The following is a 20,995-nucleotide window of genomic DNA, read 5'->3' as shown; positions in this document are numbered from 1 at the left end:
TTCAGGTTTTTTGAAAATTAAAAGGATTCATTTTCTCATTTTCAAATTGCCACATTCTCATTGCCACCTTTTCAAATTGATTACTTTTGCGGCATGATTTCAATTCCTCACAAAGCTAAGCAATTCCTAGTTCTTCTGATCAAACTTTTGATTGTAGGCGGAGCATTTTATTTTATTTACAATCAGCTCGCAAACAACGACAAACTCGATTGGCAAAAGTTCCTTGTTTTATTCCGTAAAAATCAATCGGTTTTAGGAATTGGATTTATATTGCTTTTGAGTGTTTTAAATCGCTATTTTGAGATTTTAAAATGGCAGAATCTGGCAAAAGTCATTCAAGAAATTTCTTTAGGAGAAGCCACAAAACAAGTTTTAGCTGCACTAACAGCCGGAATTTTTACGCCAAATGGAGTAGGAGAGTACGCCGGAAAGGCATTGTATTATCCAAAATCTGAAGCTAAAAATGTTGTTTTCCTGAATCTAATCTGCAACGGAATCCAGATGATTCTGACTGTAATCTTTGGAACAATCGGCTTACTTTTTCTAGGATATTGGAGATGGGTTCTAATAATAATCGCAATATCTATTTTCTGTCTTCTTTCCTATATTTTCTTAAAGAGTATAAAAATAAAAGGCTATTCCATTGAAAAACTGATTCAGAAAATCAATGAAATTCCAAAACCCATTCATCGTAAAAATATTCTTTTAGGTATTTTGCGTTACTTGGTTTTCTCGCATCAATATTACTTTTTGTTTCTGGCTTTCGATGTTGATTTGCCTTATTGGACTTTGATTTCAACGATTGCGGTTGTTTACTTTTTGGCTTCTTCATTACCAACTTTTCAGTTTTTAGATTTTGCAGTAAAAGGAAGCGTTGCCGTTTATTTCTTCGGAGTTTTACATGTAAACGAATGGATTGTGATATTTATAAGCACCTTAATGTGGTTTTTAAACGTGGTTTTACCAGTGATTTGGGGAAGTTATTATGTGCTGAATTTTAAAACAAAAGCTGCTGAATGATTTTGGTTTTATTTCCCATATTAGCAATTTATTCCATCAGTATAGTTCTGTTGCTTTTTGGCTTTAACCGAATAAAAAAGTATCAGGAGAAAGGTTTACAGCCGAAAACGAGTTTCACTATTATAGTTCCGTTTCGGAATGAAGCCGAGAATCTTCCGAATCTTTTAAATAGCTTTTCAAATCTAAATTACCCATTAGATTTATTCGAAGTAATTTTAGTCGATGATGCTTCAAAAGAAAAGTTTGATATCTCATCGTTTACATTTCGCATTTCACAAATAGACAACCTTCGAACTTCAAATTCACCTAAAAAAGACGCCATTTCAACAGCAATGCTGCATGTAAAAACCAATTGGGTCATTACGACTGATGCCGATTGTATTGTAGCTCAAAACTGGCTTTTAACCTTTGATAATTATATACAGGAAAATCAGGTTTCGATGTTGGCCGGAGCCGTTTCGTATGAATGTGAGAATTCGTTTTTGCATCATTTTCAGCAATTAGATTTAACGAGTTTGCAAGGCGCGACAATAGGAAGTTTTGGTTTGAATAAAGCTTTTATGTGTAACGGAGCCAATTTTGCCTACACCAAATCCTTGTTTGAAAAACTGAATGGATTTGAGGGAAACAACAAAATTGCCAGTGGCGATGATGTTTTTTTATTGCAAAAAGCGGTAGCGGAATTCCCAAAAGAAGTTCATTATTTAAAAGCCAAAGAAGCTATTGTTGTAACTAAACCAACAGAAACCTGGAAAGCCTTATTTCATCAGAGAGTGCGCTGGGCGGCGAAAACAAGTTCGTACAAAAGCACTTTTGGAAAGTTTTTAGGTTTGATAGTCTTCTTTGGAAATCTGAGTTTTGTAATCGGATTTTTCTTTTTACTGTTCGGAATTTGGTCTTATCCAATATTTGTCTTGTTTGCCTTTTTTAAATTCGGGATTGATTTTGTTTTGCTTTATAGCACGAATCAATTCCTGACAAGAAGCCGAATAAAAAGCTTGTTTTTAAGCAGTCTGTTTTATCCTTTTTTCAGTTCGGCTGTGGCTTTGTATAGTTTGTTTGGTTCTTATGAATGGAAGGGGAGAAGGTTTGGGAGATAAATTCCAATTTTTGCAAATTCCAAATTCCAAAATATGTAATCGCAATTTTGTGATCCCTCGTTCCTCGGGATGACAATAAACGAAGCGTCTTTTGAAAATGAGTGCCTTAGCCCTGATGGGAGGAAAAATCCTTTTGTGCCGGGGTTCGGCGCAAAAGATTGGAAGGACAGCAGGAAATAGCTCCTTATAATTCTGATGATTTACTTCTGATCTTTAGCCTTAATAATAACAGGCAGAATAAATTGTGTTTTTACCGGAATTCCGCGTTTGATTGCTGGATTTACTTTTGGGAAATCGACTAAACGTGCGTGCAGAATACTGTCTATTTTAATCGTATCATAAGCCACAGTATCTTTAGGGAACTGTGGTTCAAATTTCATCGTAGCGTTTGGGAAAACGGTTACTTTGACTTCGATGGTGTCCAATTCAGGATAAAGGATTGATAGCGTATCAATGTCTAGTTTTGCCTCAATAAGTTGTCCCATGACTTCAAAAAAACATTGCTGGCGCAGTTTTTTGTCGGCTATTTTTTCGCATTCAGCAACTGACGGATATTCATCGACTTCTTTCCAGTTAATTGCTTTTAACTCTTTTTGAAGTAATTCTTTTTCAGACGGTACCTGCTTGTCAAAATATTGACAAGAATTGAAAATAATAAAAACTAAAAAAATAGGAAACTGCTTCAAGGCTTTAATATTGATTGTAAACTAATTAGATTATAAAAATACGATTATTTTTTTTGAGAAGCTTTGTATTGCAAATATTCTTCGTAGCTTTCTGAAAGCCATTTTTCTTTGTTTGTTGCAGCGATTTCCTTTTGATCAGGATATAAATGCGCCAAACGATCTGAAAAAGTAGCAATCTGAACAGTGTAATTGTAAAACTCGGTTTTTGTTAAAGTAATAATTTGGATCATTTTTTCGATTAAAATACTCAAAGAAAAGCTCGTCAAATTCCTTCATGGAAAAATTTAATACCCTTTTCTTATTACTTTTATAAATACTGTCCTGAAGTATTTGATCATCGACAGCTGGTTTTTTAACTTGTGCATATGCAATATTGTTGATAGCAAAGATCAAAAAACAAATAAAAAATAATTTTAAAAGTCTAGGCATTGTCTAATTTTTCTGACGGTTGCCAGACAAATTTACAAAAAAATATATGGATTTACTATTGTTTACACTTGGATTTATGTGCATTGTTATTGGGATTTTTGGTAGTTTTCTGCCTGTTTTACCAGGTTTGTCAAGTTGTTGGGTTGGATTGCTATTGTTGTATTTAACAAAAGCAGTCGAAAACAACTATTGGGTTCTTGGAATTACGCTTTTAATAACCATCACAATTACAATTTTGGATTACATAATTCCGGCAAAAGGAACCAAAAAATTTGGCGGAAGCTCGTATGGAATTTGGGGAACTAATATTGGTTTAGTTGTTGGAATTTTGGCTCCCATTCCGTTTGGCGTTATCATCGGACCGTTTGTTGGTGCGTTTATTGGCGAACTTATTTATGATTCGAAAAACCACAAAAGAGCGTTAAAAGCCGCAACCGGATCTTTGCTTGGGTTTCTTGCTTCGAGTTTTATCAATTTTATGTTTTGTATTATTTTTCTAGGTATTTTTTTGCGTGTAACATGGGAATATCGAAACATATTGTTTTAATTATGTAACATTGACTTAGGTTTTTTCCTATTTTTTAAGAACTTTTAGGGAAAAATTTGATTTTTTTAAAAAATATTTTCTTTTTATTTTGATTACGAAAGGGTTATGTTTAGTGGGAATGCAAAGTTTTTGACAAAAATAAATGTTAAATCCACCATTAAATTTTTAACTTAATCTTTGGAAATGTTAAAATATTTTATATTTTTATCCTGATAAACGATAAAAACGCCCCTTTTGTCGATTATTTTGAATAAGTATAAATAATTTTTTAAATAAATTAAGTATGACTCCTAACCTACAAATTGAACTTAGACGTTTTATTTCTTCTAATGTTGTTTCCAAGTTGAACAAGTTTTATTTTGAAAATGATGCACTCTTAATCAAAGGAATCGATGTCTCGATCGGAACCGTTTTAATGGGATTGTATAATAGAGCCGGGGAATCTGGTTTTTATACAGAATTAACTTCAATGATCGCAGAGGACTCCACTTTTTACCAGGAAGTCGATTTTACATCAGGAAGAATTTTATCAGTCGATGACTGTTATCGTATAGAAGGAAATGCTTTATTGAAAGGAATCTTCACGGAAAAAAAAGGAAGAATTTCTGAAATGATCTCAAACGAAGTCGGAATCAAAAGCGAAACCGCAAGAGAAATACTTAACTTCTCAGCATTACTAGTAGTTTCTTACCTTAAGAACAATGCTCAACTACTAGACAGTTTAAAATTACTTCTTGAAGAACAAAAAAGAGAAATTCTAAACAGCATCCAGCCCGGAATCAAAATTATTTTAGGATTTTCATGTTACGAAGCAGTTGAAGACAAAAACCAATCTATGGGAAGATCTATTTTTACTCTTTTCGGACACAACTTTTTCAGCTTCTAAATAAAAAAAATCCCATCTTACAAAAGTAAAACAGGATTTATATTCTTGAATTTGAATTGTTTATTAAACGTTTTTCAAATTGATGATTTCTTGCTCGGTCAAAAAGCGCCAGTTACCTCTTGGTAAATTCTTTTTGGTTAAACCTGCAAATGATACACGATCTATACGTAAAACATCATATTCGAAGTTTTCGAAAATAGCGCGAACCACTTTTACATTCGACGAACGTAATTTAAGTCCAACTTCGCTCTTTGGTTCATTATCGATATAACTAACCTCTTCAACAAATACACGGTGTCCGTCAAGAACCAAACCTTTGCTGATTTTTTCTAAATCCTCAAATTTTAAGTTTTTGTCTAATGAAACCTGATAAATTTTAGACGATTTCTGACTCGGTAAAGTAAATTTACGAATCATATCTGTATCATTGGTGAATAACAACAAACCAGTAGTATTCTTGTCCATTCTTCCAATCGGAGCAATTTTTGCTGTTGTAGAACCGCGAACAAGTTCCAGAACGTTACGATATTCCTGACCTTCGTCAAGTGCCGTCGTAAAGTTTTTAGGTTTGTTCAACAAGATGTATTCTTTCTTTTCAGGAGTCAAAGTAACACCGTCAAAATTGACAACATCGTTTAATTTTACTAAATAACCCATTTCAGTAACCGGAACGCCATTTACTTTAACGTTTCCAGACTGAATGTATATATCGGCATCACGACGTGAGCAAACACCTGAATTAGAGATGTATTTGTTCAAACGAATCTCGTCTGCTGCTTTCTGTCTTTTCGGAGCCTGATTCTGTTTTTTAATTTTTTCTGCTTTTTCTTCTTCAGCAGCTTTCACAGCCGGCTTCACTTTTTTTGGCCCTTGCGCACGCTTTGCCATAGGAGGTTTTGGCTTGCTAGAGTTTGATTTCGAGCTATTTGGTCTCGAACCGCCTCTTTTATTATTGCCTTCCTTATTGTTCATAAATTCTGTAATTTGTGCAAAGATAGTTTATTCTTGCTAAATAATCTTAAGTTCATTGTTCTTAGATTAATAGCTATTGGTTTTTGGGGTTTCAGGATCATTACAATTGGTTTTTTCTAGACATAGTTTCCCGCTTTTCGTTCCAATCTTTTAATTTTTTAAAGAAAAAATAAAAGGATTCCCACTTCAATCGGGGCTAATTTCAAACAATTGGCATTTTTTAAACATTTTAAAAAACTGCTTTGCCACAAAGATTTCACTGAGATACACAAATTAAAAAAAAGATCGGTGCTAATCTGTCTACATCCGCGTCATCCGCGTACTATTAAATTTTAAAATCGAGAAATTAAAGTTTTCCCGTGCCATAAAACACTAGGGTTAATCAAGACAATGCAAAAAACACCCGACACAATCAGGAATTTCAAAACATTATGCAGTAATAAATATTGCTCTTTAGAATTTGATTTCCATAAATAAAGCAGGAAAAACAACAATACGCCAAAACATACATAAAAGTAAATGTCCATATAACCAACATCATAAATGTTGATTAAAACATAAACCGGAAGTACGGTCAAAACAGTCAAAGCAGTAATAACTTGTTTTGAAACCGTTTCGTTATAAAGTATGGGAATTGTTCGATAATCGTTCGCCAGATCGCCTTTAAGATTCTCCAAATCCTTTATCATTTCGCGAATCAGCAGCAATAAAAATAAGAAAACAGCATGTGCAGAAATCACCATAAAATGACTCATATGATCTTCAATTTCCTCAAACGAAATCTTGTTGTAGAAATACAAAAGAATTGCAAAAAATGGAATAACAGCCAAAAACGCCGCCATTAAATTTCCAATGATTGGATACTTTTTGACTTTGTGCGAATAAAACCAAATCAGGAAAATATAAGCCGAAAAGAATAAAAAAGCACGCCAGGAAACAATGAATGCCATTAAAACAGCAACGAAATTCAATGTAAAATAAACAGAAAGCTTTGTTTTCTGACTTACCAAACGATCCAGCATAGATTTGTTTGGTCGATTGATTAAATCCTTCTGACTGTCGTAAAAATTATTGATAATGTATCCTGAAGCAATGGTGATAGCAGAGGCAAAAACGATCAAAAATAAATTGAAATCCAATAAAATATCGAGAGCTCTTTTCTCTGGAGCCAGAATGAAAATAGCAGATAAATATTGTGCCAAAACAATAATCGGAATGTTATAGCCTCTCACAACAGAGAACAAACTAACAATTTTCATCACTAAAAGTTTGTGCTGTCTGCTTAACATTTTAAAATTTAAGTTTGGGATTATGACGTAATTTAAGATTTTTTGCTGAAGTTGTATTTTAGTTAAAGTTAATTTTAACAATTTAGAAATGATTACTTATTCGTTTCTATACCACTAAACAATAAAATCTAAAAAAAGTGCTTAATTTTTTAGAACTGATAAACTACTTCCAGTTTATAGTCTTTTAAAGAAGCTTTAGCACGCTCTAAATCTTGTGTAAATCCAAGAATATAACCACCGCCGCCAGAACCACAAAGTTTTAAATAATAATCGTTTGTGTCAATTCCGTTTTGCCAGATTCCGTGAAATTGCTCCGGGATCATTGGTTTGAAGTTGTTCAAAACAACTTTTGAAAGTTTCTTAGTATTGGTAAACAAAGATTTCATGTCGCCGTGTAAAAAGTTTTCTACACAAGCATCAGTATGTTTTACGAATTGGTTTTTAAGCATCGCACGGAAACCTTTGTCTTTTAGGTTCTCCATGAAAATGTTTACCATTGGAGCCGTTTCGCCTACAATTCCAGAATCTAATAAAAACACAGCACCTTTTCCGTCAAAACTTTGAGTCGGAATTCCGGTTGCTTCAATATTATCTTTAGAATTGATTAAAATCGGAATGCTTAAATAACTGTTTAAAGGATCTAAACCAGAACTTTTCCCGTGAAAAAAGCTCTCCATTTGAGAGAATATATTTTTTAATTGTAACAGTTTTTCGCGCGTTAAATTCTCTAAAACTGTTATTTTGTGAGTTGCATATTTATCGTAAATCGCAGCAACAAGTGCACCACTGCTTCCAACGCCGTAACCTTGCGGAATACTAGAATCGAAATACATTCCGGTTTCAACATCATTTTTTAAAGCTGCCAAATCAAAAGCAACCAATTCCGGTTGTTCTGTCTGCAAAGTTTCAAGGTAAGATGCGAATCGTTTTAAACTTGCGTTTGATGCCAAAGCTTCTGCTGAAGGTTCTTCAGATTTCTTTAAAGCGCCGTTGTAAAAATTATAAGGAATAGAAAGTCCCTTAGAGTCGCGGATGATTCCGTATTCTCCAAAGAGTAATATTTTTGAGTAAAATAATGGTCCTTTCATAATGTATTTAAAGTCTAAAAATCTAAATTTTAATTAAAGATACGGAAAATTATAATGCAATTGATCCTTCTCCAATTTGGTCACAAATGTACTGACCATTCTGACAAAATACAACTAATTCGTCCTTAATAAATTGTAATACTTTAGCGCTAACGTTTTCGGGATAAAGGACATGCACATTTGCACCCGCATCAAGCGTAAAACAAACCGGAATCTGGGTTTCGTTTCTGAATTCCCAGATCGCATTAATGATCTGTAAAGTGTTTGGTTTCATCAAAATAAAATACGGCATAGAGGTCATCATCATTGCGTGCAAGGTCAAAGCTTCACTCTCGACAACTTTAATGAATTCTTCCAGATTTCCATTTTCAAAAATGGCAATTAACTGATCCAGATTTTCATGAGCCTGCACAAAACGCCTTTCTGCATAAGGATGATTGTGCATTAAATCGTGTCCAACTGTGCTTGAGACCTGTTTTTCGCCTTTGTCAACTAATAAAATAGTATCTTGGTAATTCTTGAAATTTTCATGAATAGCATATGGAAATTCAACTCCAAATAAGTCCGAGCTTCCTTCTATATTTGCCTGATTTCCCCAAACCACAACATTTCCTTTTACACTTCTACAAGCACTTCCAGAACCTAAACGGGCTAAAAATGAAGCTTTTTGATAGAAATAATCTTCAGTCATTTCCGGATTCATCATTTTCTCCAAACTCATGAAATTCATTGCCAAAGCCGCCATTCCAGATGCTGAAGAAGCAATTCCGGAACTATGTGGAAACGTATTTTGGGTATCAATTGTAAAGTGATATTCCTTCAAAAACGGAAGATAAATTTCAATTCGCTCTAAAAACTTCTGAATTTTTGGTTTGAAATCCTCTTTTGATTTTCCTTCAAATAATAAATCGAATGAGAAAGAATTTTGGTTCTCTCTTTTTTCAAAACCTAATTTGGTAATTGTTTTGCAATTATTTAAAGTAAAACTCACTGAAGGATTTGCCGGAATCTGATTGTCTTTTTTCCCCCAGTATTTTACTAGTGCAATATTGCTGGGAGCGCTCCACTCAAAATTTCCGTTTTCGATTGTAGAAGTATATTTTTTAGGAATAAAATCAGTTGCTGTAAACATGAAATATAAAATTTTGGCAAAGATAGTTTTTAAATTTTTTCACCATATAAGTAATATAAGAAAATATAAAGATGCTTTATTAAATGAACTTGTAGCACTTATATAGCGTACAATTTTTCTTTTGACTATTTTTGATTCAAAATTTAATAAAATGAATAAATACATAAAAATTGCAATAGCTTTATTGGTTTGTTTAGCAGTAGGATATTCTGCCAGTACAGTAACAAGACCAAGTGTAGAAACGTGGTATCCAACTTTAATAAAGCCAATTTTTAATCCGCCAAATTGGATTTTCATGCCAATGTGGACATTACTTTATATTTTAATGGCGGTCGCTGCCGGATTAGTATGGGATAAAATCAAAGAACAAAATGAAGTTGTAAAAAAAGCACTTCTTTTCTTTATCATTCAGTTAACGCTGAATGCCATTTGGTCTTATTTATTCTTCGGATTAAAAAATCCGCTTTTGGCTTTAATCGAAATTGCACTTTTATGGCTGATGATTTATGAAACGTATTTAAAATTTATCAAAATCAATAAAACTGCGGGTTATTTACTGATTCCATATATGGCTTGGGTTGCTTTTGCGGCAATTTTGAATGCAAGTATTTGGTGGTTGAATAGGTAAATTTGTTTGCTTCGCCAGTTCGGCTAAAGCCTCGTGTCAGTTTTTTTTAGTTTCAAGTGTCAGGTCTAATCAATACATTTTACTTTATGAATAAATTCAGGGCTTTTGTGATTGTTTTGGTTTTAGTTTCGTTTAAGAGTTTTGCTTGTTTGAATTGGGAAATTAAGACTTTAAAGAATAAAGTTGAAATATATCGTGACCGTACTTATCAATATGTACCTGATGGACATAATTTTAAAATTAAAGATTTTCCCAATTTAATTTTAGATCTTGAAAATGGATATAAAAAGACAAATGATGTTGATTATTTATCTGATAAAGGTTACGTTTTAATCATTCAGGGAAAGTATACTGAAGCATTAAAATTGTATTTAGAAATTGAAAAAATAAAACCAAACAGATACTCGACAGCTTCTAATCTTGGAACTCTTTATGAGTTGATGGGAGAAAATCAAAAAGCTTACTATTGGATCAAAAAGGCAATTAAAATTAATCCAATATCGCATGATGGATCTGAGTGGCTTCATCTTAAAATATTAGAAGCAAAGATAAAAAAACTTCAAAATCCGACAGGAGCGTTTTTTATTAATACTAACTTTGGTTCGGAAATCATTCCAAAAACTAATTTTGGAGATGAAAAGTTGGCAAGGTTAAAAGACGCTTTGTATTATCAATTAAATGAAAGGATTTCATTTATAAAACCTGAGGATAAAATTATTTCGGTTTTGCTCTTTGAATTAGCAAATATAGCAACAATAGACAATTATGATCCTGAAAGTGCTTCTAAAGTATATGAACTCTCAAAAAAATATGGATTTCGAAGTGAATTACTTAATGAAAGGCTCCTTCTGTGTTATAGAAAAATGAATGATTTATGTTTACAAAACAGTAAGGAGGTGCAGCAGATTTCAATGAGAGAACAAAAAATTAGGAATATGAGTTCAAGACTATCGTCTAAAAATGATAATTTAATTTTAACATTGATTTGTGTTTCAGCTATTTCTATTGCTTTATTGATTTGCCTGATTATATTTTTTATAAAATGGAAAAAGTTAAAAAGCACTACTATTTCAACTTCTTAAACTCATTATTTTTAGCAGTCAAAAAATCCATCGTTGCCAGAATATTTGGATGCTCTAAAAGCATTTTAGATTTTGGATCGACATCACAGAATTGAAGAAATAATTCTTTTTCATCAGAAGTTAATTTTAGTTCTTTTGTAAAGAAAATTTCAGGGACTGTGGTTGCAATAAGTTTTTTAAAATCCATTTCAGGGATCTTCTTTTTAGGCTCTTCTTTGTCTTTTTTTAATAAGCCAAAAAGCCCGCCGCTAATTGCACCAAAATTCATTCCGTTTGGTATTGTACCATCATAAACCGGAATAAAGCGTTTTAAATCTCTGGCCTGTTTGTCAATATTTATTTCGGCAATTGCTTCTGCATCATACTCAATTTTTGGGAATTTAATTTTGGTTATGACAACTTCATCCAGTTCTTCTGGTTTTAAAATCATAGTAACTACCAAATTATTGACTTCAATGTTTTGGGAGGTTACTTTTAATCTTGAAAAGAAATAATCTTTAGAAAAGAAAATCAAACTGTCTTTGACATTTACCAAAATAGCAAATTCTCCTAACGAATTTGTAGTCGTGCTCGTTTTTGCTGTTTTATTAATGACTTCGACACCTTTTAGTACATTGCTTTGAGAAACAACTTTTCCGTGAAGTAGTTTCTCTGTTTGGGAAATAGAAAGCTGATAAGTGAAAAAAGAAATTGTGGTGAATAGTTTTACTTTCATCTAATTGTTGTTTAGTTTTAATTTCTTAAACTCATCATTTTTAGCATATAAAAAATCCATTGTAGCTAAAATGTTTGGATGCTCTAATAGTAATTTAGATTTTGGATCAGCATCGCAGAATTCAATGAATAGCTCTTTTTCTTCGGTTTTTAAACTAAGGTCTTTTGTGAAAAAATCGGGAGGAATAGATGTTGCAGTGAGCTTTTTAAAATCAATTTCGGGCGTTTTAGGTTTGATTTCTTTTTCTTTTGCTAAGAGAGCGTATATTTTTTTTCCGATATGGATAAAATCAATTCCGTTTGTGATCGTTCCAAATCCTGTAGGTCTGCCAGAATTGAGTTTAATTTCTTCAATTTCTTGAGATGTAAGCTGGATCGGTTTAAATTTTATATTTGAAACCACTACTTCATTTAATTCTTCAGGTTTAATAATCAGATTTACTACCAGATTGCTGCTTTCAATATTTTGAGAGGTTACTTTTAATCCTGAAACGATATAATCTTTAGAGATAAAAAATAAGCTGTCTTTTACGTTTGCTGAAATTGAAAATTCTCCCAAATCATTAGTAGTGGTACTTGTCTGTCCTGTTTTATTAATGACTTCGGCACCTTTAATAACATTGTTTTGAGAAACAACTTTTCCGTGCAGCAATTTTTCAGTTTGCGAAATAGAAAGTTGGTAAGTGAAAATAGAAATTGTGGTAAGTAATTTTACTTTCATCTAATTAATATTTTTCGTTTCCAATTTCTTAAATTCTTCATTTTTAGCATACAAAAAATCCATTGTTGCCAAAACATTAGGATGTTCTAAAAGTGTCTTAGATTTTGGATCAGCGTTGCAGAATTCAACGAATAGTTCTTTTTCTTCGGGTTTTATTTTTAAATTTTTTAGAAAGAAATCTGGAGGACAAATAGCAACAATCAGTTTCTTAAGACGGTCGTCGGTAACTTCAATTGTTTTCTTCTGCTTACCTTTTAAAGGAAATGAAATTCGAAGTGCTTCTCTAATTGAATTATCACTAACTCCTGTATTCCAGAATAAATCTTTGGCTTTTTTACTGATTAATACATCTGCAACATCATCAGCGCTAATCTTAACTTTATCAAATTCGACCTGATTTATCACAACTTCATTCAATTCTTCAGGTTTCAGAATCATGTTAACGAGGAGATTGTTGTTCTCAATATCTTTGGTGGTGATTTTTAATTTTGTAAATAGATAGTCTTTTGCGAAAAAAATTAAACTGTCCTGCGCTTTTACCGAAATCGTGAATTCTCCTAATGTATTTGTTCTTGTACTTGTTTGCGCCGTTTTATTAATAACTTCAACATCTTTAAGAACTAGATTTTGAGAAATAACTTTTCCATGAAGCAGTTTTTCAGTTTGCGAAATAGAAAGTTGGTAAGTGAAAAAAGAAATTGTGGTAAGTAATTTTACTTTCATCTAATGGTATTTAGTTGATAGTAAAATTATTAGAATTGTCTTAACGAAAACTTACAGAATCTGTAAATTCTTGTTAATAAAGGGTTTCGATAAATTTTTCTAATTCTCCATTATTAAATAAAACTGGTCCATGACCAAAACAAAGTGTTTTTGGTTTCAGGGAAGCCAGTTTCAGAATCGATTTTCTATTGATTTCCTTATTGGAAGTAAACAAAGTTGGTGGTTCATGAAGACCAACTTTAGTAGTCAGCAAATTCATATTTGTCAGTACATCTCCAACAATAAGAACTCCGTCAAATTCTCTAAAAAAGGACAAATGACCGCTGGAATGTCCTGGGGTTTCAATAGCTATAAATTCGCCAATTTGATCTCCTTCTTTTAATGTGTCAAAAACCAAATGGCCTTTGCCTGCCCAGAATTTTTTTTGAAATTTCGATATAAAATGATTCGGATTTGGATATTCAAAAGTGACATTTCCGTTTTCAGCTGCTGGTTTTTCGAGTTCACTGCAGAAAAGAGGAATGTTGAGTGTTTCACAAATAATTTTGCTGCTTCCCTGATGATCGGCATGCGCGTGAGTGAGTATATGTTTGGAGACGTATTTGTTTTTTAAGGCTTTTAAAATTATATTTCCTGAACTCCTTATTCCGGCATCAATTAAGATATCTTCAACAAGATAACAATTAATGGCATTGCGTGGAAATAAAGGGATTTGGTAAACGTCTTTGGCAATATTCTTCATCTTTTTTCAAATTTTATTTTGACAAAGATTTGCATTCAGATTTTAAATCTACTTGATAAATGTTAAGAAATGTTTTGTCGAATTCGACTTAAAGATTCCGGGGTTATTCCTAAAAATGAAGCGATATAAATTAATGGAGTACGCTGTATTATTTTGGCAGGAGTCGATGCTAGAAAATTGAGATATTTTTCTTTAGCAGGAATCATTTGAAGTTTTAAAACACGATCTGCCATGCAAAGGTAATTTTGTTCCGCTAAAATTCTTCCAACACGCTCCCAATTTGGAATTTGAGTATATAAATATTGCATTTTTTCAAAACTGATGGAAAGAACTTCGCAGTCTTCTATACATTGTATGTTTTCAAAAGAAACCGATTGATTTATAAAACTGGAATACGAAGCGATAAAGCCTTCATCGCAGCTTAAATAAGTGGTAATTTCTTTTCCGTCTTTTAAATAATAAACACGTGCCAAACCTTCAATTATGAAAAAAATCTTGTTGCTGATTTTCCCCATTGCAGAAAGAAGATCTTTTGTTTTAAACTCTTCATATTCAAAACAAGCATCGATTGTCTTAATTTCATTTTCTGAAAAAGAGGTAATCGCCATTATTTGTTTTTTTAATAAAGGATTCATAAATAGATTTTACAATATATCAATTAATTCTGAAGGCGTATTTATGACGAATTTTGCTCCGCTTGCGATCAATTCTTCTTCTGTTCTATAGCCCCACGAAACACCAAGTGGAAACATTTTGGCGTTTGTTGCTGTTAACATATCAATATCGGAGTCGCCGATGAAAATGATTTCTTCCGTTTTTAAATTCCAGTTTTTGCTTATTTCAAGTGCTTCAAACGGATTTGGTTTTTTAAGTGCTTCGCTGCTTAAACCAACAGCGGTATTAAAATAATTCGGAAATATTTCTGATGCTATTTTTTTGGTAAGCTCATCTGCTTTGTTTGAAAAAACGGCTAATTTGATGTCTCTTGAAACCAAATCATCCAGCAATTCGACAATTCCTGCGTATGGTTTTGTTTTAAGCGTGCAAATTTCACGATATTCATTAATCATACAATTGAAACAATTTTCAATATCGATTTCTGTATTGTTCGATTCAGGCAAAGCTTTGCCGACCAAATTTCTTAATCCACTTCCAATAAAATATTGGTAGGTATTGTAAGTATGTGTTGGATAATTTAGACTAGTAAGAACATTATTCATGGCGTCTGAAATGTCTTCTAATGAGTTGACTAAGGTTCCGTTTAAATCAAAAATAATTCCTTTGTATTTCATTCTCTTAAATAGTATTGGCTAATATAAACCCGCTTGTCCAGGCATTCTGAAAGTTAAAACCTCCGGTAATGGCATCAATATTTACTATTTCGCCTGCAAAATAAAGGTTTTGATGTAATTTACTTTCCATGGTTTTGAAGTTGATTTCTTTTAAATCGATGCCGCCGGCTGTAACGAATTCTTCTTTAAAAGTACTTTTTCCGTTGACCTGAAATTTTGCTTTTGTCAATTGAGCAGCTAAGTTCTGCAATTGAATTTTAGATAAATCGGCCCATTTTGTTTCAGCTTCAATTTCAGAAGCTAAAACCAAACTTTCCCATAAACGATTAGGGAAGTCGAAAGGAGATTTTTTTGAAACGGCTTTTTTGGCATGTTCCTGTTTTAAGTCTTTTAGGATTTTCTCCGCATCTTCCGTATCTACATCATTTAACCAATTGACGAAAATGGTAAATTGATAATTTTTATCGAATAAAATACGGGCACCCCAAGCCGAAAGCTTCAAAATCGCAGGACCGCTCATTCCCCAATGGGTAATTAACAAAGGTCCGGTGGATTCTAGTTTGGTATCCTTTACATTAACGGTAACTTGCGCCGCAACGCCGGGTAATTCTTTTATTCGCGGATCTTTGATGTTGAAAGTAAATAGCGAAGGGACAGGACTGATAATCGCGTGTCCTTTCTCTTGCAGCATTTCCCAAATTTTTGGATTGCTTCCTGTCGCCAGAACTAATTTTTCAGCAATAAATTTATCGCTTTGCGTATCAATTTTCCAATGATTTTCTGCTTTGTAAATCGATTGCACGCTTTGACCCGTCAATACTTTTATGCCTAATTTTTCAGTTGCTTTTAAGAAACAATCGATTATGGTTTGTGAAGAATTTGAAACGGGAAACATTCTCCCGTCGTCTTCAATTTTTATTTCCACACCATGTTTTTCGAACCATTCAATTGTATCTCCTGAACAAAATTGATGAAAAGGGCCTCGAAGTTCTTTTTCGCCACGCGGATAGAATTTGACCAATTCATTCGGTTCAAAACAAGCATGCGTTACGTTGCATCTTCCGCCACCAGAAACGCGGACTTTAGAAAGCACTTCTTTTCCTCTTTCTAAAATGGCAATTTTCAGTTTCGGATTTTTCTCTGCAATATTAATAGCGGTAAAAAAACCTGCAGCGCCTCCGCCCACAATTAGGATGTCGAAATTTTGAGTCATATTTTGTTTTTTGCCACGAATTTCACGAATTGGCACTAATTTTAAATCTTTGTCTTAATCTGAATGACCTTTGTCAAAGTTTTAAACTTTGACAAAGGTTTCTCTAGATTAGTTTATAGTTTATCTGGAAAATCAGTAATGATTCCGTTTACTTTTAAACTTTTTACTTTTTGAATGTCTTCTTCTATATTTACTGTCCACGGCAAAACCAGAAAACCTTTTGCTTGAATTTCCTTAGTGTTTTCCTCATTCAGTAAATGATAATAAGGATGAATTGCTTTTGCTTTTATTGTTTCGGCGAAAGCCAAAGCTAAATTCAGATCAGTTTCTGTTAATACGCCAATCGGTATTTTAGAATCGAAATTGTGAACTTCCTGCAAGGCATTCCAGTCAAAACTCGAAACAATAAAATGATCGTAACTCCAGTTTTTTTCTGAAACATATTCATCAATTAAAGAGACAACTTTTGTTAAAGTATCTGCATTTTTTAATTCTATATTGATGAAACATTTTTTGTCTACCAGATCAAAAACTTCTTTTAAAGTTGGAATTTCATGCTTTTCTGCAATTAAAAACGATTTTAATTCCGGCAAAGATAAGGTATTTACAAAACCTTTTCCGTTGGTCATTTTGTCGATGGTTTCGTCATGAATTACGATTATGTGCCCGTCAACGCTTAAGTGAACGTCGAGTTCGATTCCGTCAGCATTTAGGTCTAATGCTTTCTGAAAGGCTTGTAAAGTATTCTCGGGTTCGTATCCTTTGGCACCACGATGTGCAATCTTAAGCATTTTGTTCATTTCATGAAGGTTCAGAGGTGCAAAGGTACAAAGGCTCAAAGAAAGAAAACAATTGTTCTTCAACTTTACAATTTAAAATAATAGCCACAGATTAAAGGATTAAAAAGATTTTGAAAATCTGCATTAATCCTTTAATCTGTGGCTAAAAAACTTCGCGCACTTTGCGTAAAACTTTGCGGTTAAGTACGTTCCAACAAAACGACATCGAAATCACTATCAATAGTAACTTTCCCATCGATCACTTCAACATTTTGATCCGAATATGTATCTTTTAATTTTGTTCCGTTTTCGAAAATAGCATTTACCGGAATTTCTTTTTTGCCTTGTGGTAAATCTAAACCAATAACGACTTTATCTTCGAAAGTTCCTTTTGAGAAAGTTCGGGAGAAAACGTAAAATTCAGAACTAATTTGTTGATGAACTCCAGCGCCAATTGCAGGATGATTTTTTCTGAATTGTCCTAATTTCTGCCAATGCAAAAGTGTTTTTTTGGTTTCCTGATTGTTCAGAATATCATCCCAATTCATGTTGGAACGAAGCGTTGCGTCGCCATTAGTCCCTGCCACAACTAAAGATCTTCCGGATTCATCTCCATAATAAACTTGCGACATTCCTGGTGATAATAAGAGTTTTGTTCCGGCTTCTAAAGTTTTAGTTCTGTTGGCATCAAATGGTTGACCATCGTCGTGTGATGACATATAATTAAGGACAGAGTATCCTTTTAACTCATTGTTTAAAGCATTTGAATATTTAGAAAATAAACCTTCATAATTGTTTTGAGCGGCGTTCCATTTGAACTCAAAATTAATCATGCTGTTGAAACCATTTTGGAAATAATTTACTTTTCTATCGCCAAAATCATAATCCTGACCACCACTAATTCCATAGCCATAAACTTCAGCAATCGTATAAAAAGGATTCTGATCTAAAACTTGTAACGGATGATGTTTCTTCCAGGTTTCGAAAGCGTAATCACATTCTGTTTTAAAATCGGCCCAAACGTCTTCGTTGGTATGTTTTACGGTATCGGCTCTATAACCGTCAATTCCGAATTCAACAATATAATCTGTGAGCCATTTTATAATGTAATATTTTGGTGTTCTTGGATAACTGGTTCTTTTAAAGAATTCATCCAAAGAAGCTACTTCTTTTTCATATCGGCCTTCTTTTTTCCATTTTTCAATCAAAAAAGGAGGGAGTTGCACTTCTTGCGTACTTTCTGTTCTTACATCCGGAAGATTATCAACTAAAGTGCACATCGTTGTGTTTTCAAATGATTTGTAATCGCAAACTACTCCGGTTCTAACCCAATCCGAAGGCCAAACAGGATCTTCAGGAGTTACGGGGCCAGTATGGTTAATTACGCCATCCAGAATAATTCGGATGCCTTTCTCGTGCGCTTTTTGAACCAATTTGGCTAAATCTTCTTTAGTTCCAAAATTAGGATCTAAAGCTGTCCAGTCTTTTGCCCAATAACCGTGAAAGCCATAAGTTAAACCCGTTCCTTCGTCAACGCCATCGTGAATTTGCTCTACAATCGGCGTAAGCCAAATGGCATTTATTCCAAGTTTTTCAAAATAACCAGATTCTATTTTTTTTGTGATTCCGATAATATCTCCACCCTCGAATCCACGCAATTTTGCTGGAGTTTTGGTTCGGTTAAAATTTACATCGTTGGCGGTATTTCCATTATAAAAACGATCGGTAAGTAAAAAGTAAACATTTGCTCCTTCCCAGACGAAAGGTGTTTTTGAAGTATTTTCGTTATTCATTGAAACTGATTTTGAGCCAGAACAACTCGTGATTAAGAATACTAAAGATAAAAAAAGGAAAGTGTATTTTTTCATTTATTCTGAATTTAACGAAGATTTATAATTTGATTAATGCAAAAAAAATAGCCACGAATTCACGAATTTATTTTCTTCAATAAGAGGGTAAATAATAATTCGTGAATTCGTGGCGGAAAAAAATTAAACGTAATTCGTTTTTATTCCAATTCTAAAACCAAAGCTGATTTTGGCTCCAAAGTAATTTCAGTGGCCAAATCAAATGTTTTTCCAGTTAAAACATCTTTTCCTGATTTAAAGTTTTTGATGTTTTCTTTAAAACGATTTGTCTTCACCGTTTGTGCTTTTGCATTGTTATTGAAAACAACCATAACGGTTTTTGCATCATTATATCTGAAATAAACATAAGTATTATTTTCCGGAATATAATGCGTCATTTTACCGGTATGAATAGCTTCGTTTGATTTTCTCCAATTGAATAACTTTGATGTAAAATCAAAATATTGTGCTTGTTCAGCTGTTCTTCCTGCTGCTGTCAAGGCATTGTTTTTATCGCCAGCCCATCCGCCAGGAAAATCTCTTCGAATGTCTGCGTCGCCTTTGCCTTTGTCACCGCCCATTCCAATTTCTGAACCGTAATAAACTTGTGGAATTCCACGAACAGTGGCCAATAAAGTCATTGTCAGTTTGTATTTTGGAAAATCATATTTAAACTTTTCATTCATACGATCAGTGTCATGATTTTCGGCAAAAACCAAAATGTTATTCGTATTTGGATATAAATAATCCATAGCAAAATTGTTGTAGAATTTAATCAACCCGTTGTCCCAGCTTGGTTCGTCTTCGTTGAACGCAGAAGTAACCTGACTTTGAAGTGTAAAATCCATTACGCTTGGTAAATTCGAATTGTAATTTTCGATGGCGCCAATTTTACTGTCTTTTTGCCAATAGGCTAAATTCGCCTGATTGTGCATCCAGATTTCTCCAACAATATTAAAATTAGGATATTCATTCGTAATTGATTTTGCCCAATTGGCCATTGCCGTTTGGTCAGAATAATTATAAGTATCTACTCTAAAACCGTCAAGATTAGCGTATTCAATCCACCAGATTGCATTCTGAGTTAAATATTTAGCCACTAACGGATTTCTCAAATTCAAGTCTGGCATAGAAGGTACAAACCATCCATCAACACAAACTTCCTGATCTATTTTTGAAGCATGAATGTCTGTAATTACCTCACGTCTGTGGTGCGTTTGTGTAAAGTTTTCGAATTGATTGAACCAGGTTTTTGTTGGTATGTCTTTCATCATCCAATGGGTAATTCCCCAGTGATTCGTAACATAATCCATAACCAGTTTCATGTTTTTTTTGTGCATTTCTGATGATAAACGAACGTAATCTTCATTCGTTCCGTAACGAGGATCTATTTTGTAAACGTCAGATTGTGCGTATCCATGATACGAATGCTGTTTGTCATTGTCTTCGCATAAAGGCGTGTTCCAGATTGTAGTTGCACCCAGAGACGAAATATAATCTAAGTTTTTGATGATTCCTTCGATATCTCCACCGTGACGCCCTGCTGGTTCTGCGCGATTTCCTTTTTCAGTTAAAGATGCATTGCTGTCATTTTTCGGATTTCCGTTCGCAAAACGATCTGGCATGATCAGGTAAATCAGGTCTGAAGAATCGTAACTTTTTCGGTCAGCCGAATTCGCTCTTCTTTCTTTAAGGGAGTATTTTTGAGTAAAAGCGACTTTGTTATTGGCTTTAAAAGAGAAAACCAATTCAGAAGCTTTTAGGTTTTGTGTGTCAATGGTAACAAAAAGATAGTTTGGATTTTCTGTTTTTTCGACATTTTTAATCACCACATTATTAGAAACCGAAGCTTCATATTGTGCGATATTTTTTCCGTAGAACATAATCTGCAACTCCGGATTTTTCATTCCAGCGTACCAAAATGGTGGTTCAACTTTCTGAATTTGCGCTTTCGCGGAAGCAGAAAATAGTAGAACAAATAGGAGTATTTTGTAGAATATTTGGTTAGTTTGGAATGAAGTTTTTTGGATGTTCATAGTAAAGTAGAATTTAAAGTATACAAGAAAATGTAAGAACATTTAAGATAAAAGCTGGGGAGATTTCTA

The 20,995-nt window shown here is 33.3% G+C and carries 22 protein-coding genes; 6 read left to right on the top strand and 16 right to left on the bottom strand.

Annotated elements, in window-relative coordinates:
* The first annotated feature begins 93 nt into the window (after positions 1-93).
* Together Q7C23_RS00175 and Q7C23_RS00170 are read left to right on the top strand one after the other, a co-directional pair.
* On the top strand, positions 94-1,020 hold the full coding sequence (locus Q7C23_RS00175) for a hypothetical protein (protein WP_375030640.1): 927 nt from the start codon (positions 94-96) through the stop codon (positions 1,018-1,020).
* Positions 1,017-2,120 carry a glycosyltransferase gene (locus Q7C23_RS00170; RefSeq protein WP_375030639.1) on the top strand — a complete coding sequence of 368 codons (1,104 nt, stop codon included), beginning with the start codon at positions 1,017-1,019 and terminating at the stop codon, positions 2,118-2,120. Before Q7C23_RS00175 ends, Q7C23_RS00170 begins: the two co-directional genes overlap by 4 nt.
* 200 nt (positions 2,121-2,320) lie before the next feature.
* Here Q7C23_RS00170 and Q7C23_RS00165 read toward each other — a convergent pair whose 3' ends face one another.
* Both Q7C23_RS00165 and Q7C23_RS00160 read right to left on the bottom strand, forming a co-directional pair.
* Positions 2,321-2,806 (bottom strand): hypothetical protein, encoded by a 486-nt coding sequence (locus Q7C23_RS00165; protein WP_194658219.1) that lies wholly within the window; start codon positions 2,804-2,806, stop codon positions 2,321-2,323.
* Positions 2,807-2,850: 44 nt separating this feature from the next.
* Entirely contained in the window at positions 2,851-3,036 is a 186-nt protein-coding gene (locus Q7C23_RS00160; protein WP_375030638.1) for a hypothetical protein, read from the bottom strand.
* A gap of 245 nt (positions 3,037-3,281) precedes the next feature.
* Here Q7C23_RS00160 and Q7C23_RS00155 point away from each other — a divergent pair, with 245 nt between their 5' ends.
* Both Q7C23_RS00155 and Q7C23_RS00150 read left to right on the top strand, forming a co-directional pair.
* The gene (locus tag Q7C23_RS00155) at positions 3,282-3,782 is read left to right on the top strand and encodes a DUF456 domain-containing protein (protein ID WP_375030637.1); all 501 of its coding nucleotides are present in this window, start codon (positions 3,282-3,284) and stop codon (positions 3,780-3,782) included.
* A gap of 283 nt (positions 3,783-4,065) precedes the next feature.
* Positions 4,066-4,668, top strand: coding sequence for a DUF937 domain-containing protein (locus Q7C23_RS00150; protein ID WP_375030636.1), 603 nt, complete (start codon positions 4,066-4,068; stop codon positions 4,666-4,668).
* 63 nt (positions 4,669-4,731) lie between these two features.
* Here the strand turns inward: Q7C23_RS00150 and Q7C23_RS00145 are convergent, their stop codons facing one another.
* From Q7C23_RS00145 to Q7C23_RS00130, 4 genes are all read right to left on the bottom strand, one after another.
* Positions 4,732-5,640 carry a pseudouridine synthase gene (locus Q7C23_RS00145; protein WP_072970321.1) on the bottom strand — a complete coding sequence of 303 codons (909 nt, stop codon included), beginning with the start codon at positions 5,638-5,640 and terminating at the stop codon, positions 4,732-4,734.
* Between the two features lie 332 nt (positions 5,641-5,972).
* The gene (locus Q7C23_RS00140) at positions 5,973-6,929 is read right to left on the bottom strand and encodes a geranylgeranylglycerol-phosphate geranylgeranyltransferase (protein ID WP_375030635.1); all 957 of its coding nucleotides are present in this window, start codon (positions 6,927-6,929) and stop codon (positions 5,973-5,975) included.
* Between the two features lie 149 nt (positions 6,930-7,078).
* The gene (locus tag Q7C23_RS00135) at positions 7,079-8,017 is read right to left on the bottom strand and encodes a mevalonate kinase (protein WP_375030634.1); all 939 of its coding nucleotides are present in this window, start codon (positions 8,015-8,017) and stop codon (positions 7,079-7,081) included.
* A 49-nt stretch (positions 8,018-8,066) separates the two neighbouring features.
* Complete coding sequence (locus tag Q7C23_RS00130; RefSeq protein WP_375030633.1) at positions 8,067-9,149, bottom strand: diphosphomevalonate/mevalonate 3,5-bisphosphate decarboxylase family protein; 1,083 nt, start codon at positions 9,147-9,149, stop codon at positions 8,067-8,069.
* Between the two features lie 151 nt (positions 9,150-9,300).
* Here Q7C23_RS00130 and Q7C23_RS00125 point away from each other — a divergent pair, with 151 nt between their 5' ends.
* Positions 9,301-9,777, top strand: coding sequence for a TspO/MBR family protein (locus tag Q7C23_RS00125; RefSeq protein WP_375030632.1), 477 nt, complete (start codon positions 9,301-9,303; stop codon positions 9,775-9,777).
* An 86-nt stretch (positions 9,778-9,863) separates the two neighbouring features.
* Positions 9,864-10,859, top strand: a complete 996-nt coding sequence (locus Q7C23_RS00120; RefSeq protein WP_375030631.1) for a tetratricopeptide repeat protein — start codon at positions 9,864-9,866, stop codon at positions 10,857-10,859.
* Here Q7C23_RS00120 and Q7C23_RS00115 read toward each other — a convergent pair.
* The 10 genes from Q7C23_RS00115 to Q7C23_RS00070 form a co-directional block, all read right to left on the bottom strand.
* Positions 10,843-11,574 carry a hypothetical protein gene (locus Q7C23_RS00115; RefSeq protein ID WP_375030630.1) on the bottom strand — a complete coding sequence of 244 codons (732 nt, stop codon included), beginning with the start codon at positions 11,572-11,574 and terminating at the stop codon, positions 10,843-10,845. The genes Q7C23_RS00120 and Q7C23_RS00115 overlap by 17 nt on opposite strands.
* On the bottom strand, positions 11,575-12,294 hold the full coding sequence (locus tag Q7C23_RS00110) for a hypothetical protein (protein WP_375030629.1): 720 nt from the start codon (positions 12,292-12,294) through the stop codon (positions 11,575-11,577).
* Positions 12,295-13,017, bottom strand: a complete 723-nt coding sequence (locus tag Q7C23_RS00105) for a hypothetical protein (protein WP_375030628.1) — start codon at positions 13,015-13,017, stop codon at positions 12,295-12,297. It abuts the gene before it with no gap.
* 73 nt (positions 13,018-13,090) lie between these two features.
* The gene (locus Q7C23_RS00100) at positions 13,091-13,759 is read right to left on the bottom strand and encodes an MBL fold metallo-hydrolase (RefSeq protein ID WP_375030627.1); all 669 of its coding nucleotides are present in this window, start codon (positions 13,757-13,759) and stop codon (positions 13,091-13,093) included.
* A gap of 62 nt (positions 13,760-13,821) precedes the next feature.
* Complete coding sequence (locus Q7C23_RS00095; protein ID WP_375030626.1) at positions 13,822-14,394, bottom strand: Crp/Fnr family transcriptional regulator; 573 nt, start codon at positions 14,392-14,394, stop codon at positions 13,822-13,824.
* Positions 14,395-14,403: 9 nt separating this feature from the next.
* Entirely contained in the window at positions 14,404-15,051 is a 648-nt protein-coding gene (locus Q7C23_RS00090; RefSeq protein WP_375030625.1) for an HAD family hydrolase, read from the bottom strand.
* A 4-nt stretch (positions 15,052-15,055) separates the two neighbouring features.
* Positions 15,056-16,264: an NAD(P)/FAD-dependent oxidoreductase gene (locus Q7C23_RS00085; protein ID WP_375030624.1), complete on the bottom strand. Its 1,209-nt coding sequence runs from the start codon at positions 16,262-16,264 to the stop codon at positions 15,056-15,058.
* Positions 16,265-16,377: 113 nt separating this feature from the next.
* A complete protein-coding gene (locus tag Q7C23_RS00080) occupies positions 16,378-17,064 on the bottom strand; it encodes a glycerophosphodiester phosphodiesterase (RefSeq protein WP_375030623.1) in 687 nt (228 codons plus the stop codon).
* A 179-nt stretch (positions 17,065-17,243) separates the two neighbouring features.
* On the bottom strand, positions 17,244-18,911 hold the full coding sequence (locus Q7C23_RS00075) for an alpha-amylase family glycosyl hydrolase (protein WP_375030622.1): 1,668 nt from the start codon (positions 18,909-18,911) through the stop codon (positions 17,244-17,246).
* A gap of 140 nt (positions 18,912-19,051) precedes the next feature.
* Entirely contained in the window at positions 19,052-20,926 is a 1,875-nt protein-coding gene (locus Q7C23_RS00070) for a glycoside hydrolase family 13 protein (protein WP_375030621.1), read from the bottom strand.
* Positions 20,927-20,995 lie beyond the last annotated feature (69 nt).

This window comes from Flavobacterium sp. LAR06, assembly GCF_041946075.1.
Classification (GTDB): domain Bacteria; phylum Bacteroidota; class Bacteroidia; order Flavobacteriales; family Flavobacteriaceae; genus Flavobacterium.
The sequence above is the reverse complement of the archived record's forward strand: the minus strand, read 5'-3'. Positions and strand labels throughout refer to the sequence as shown.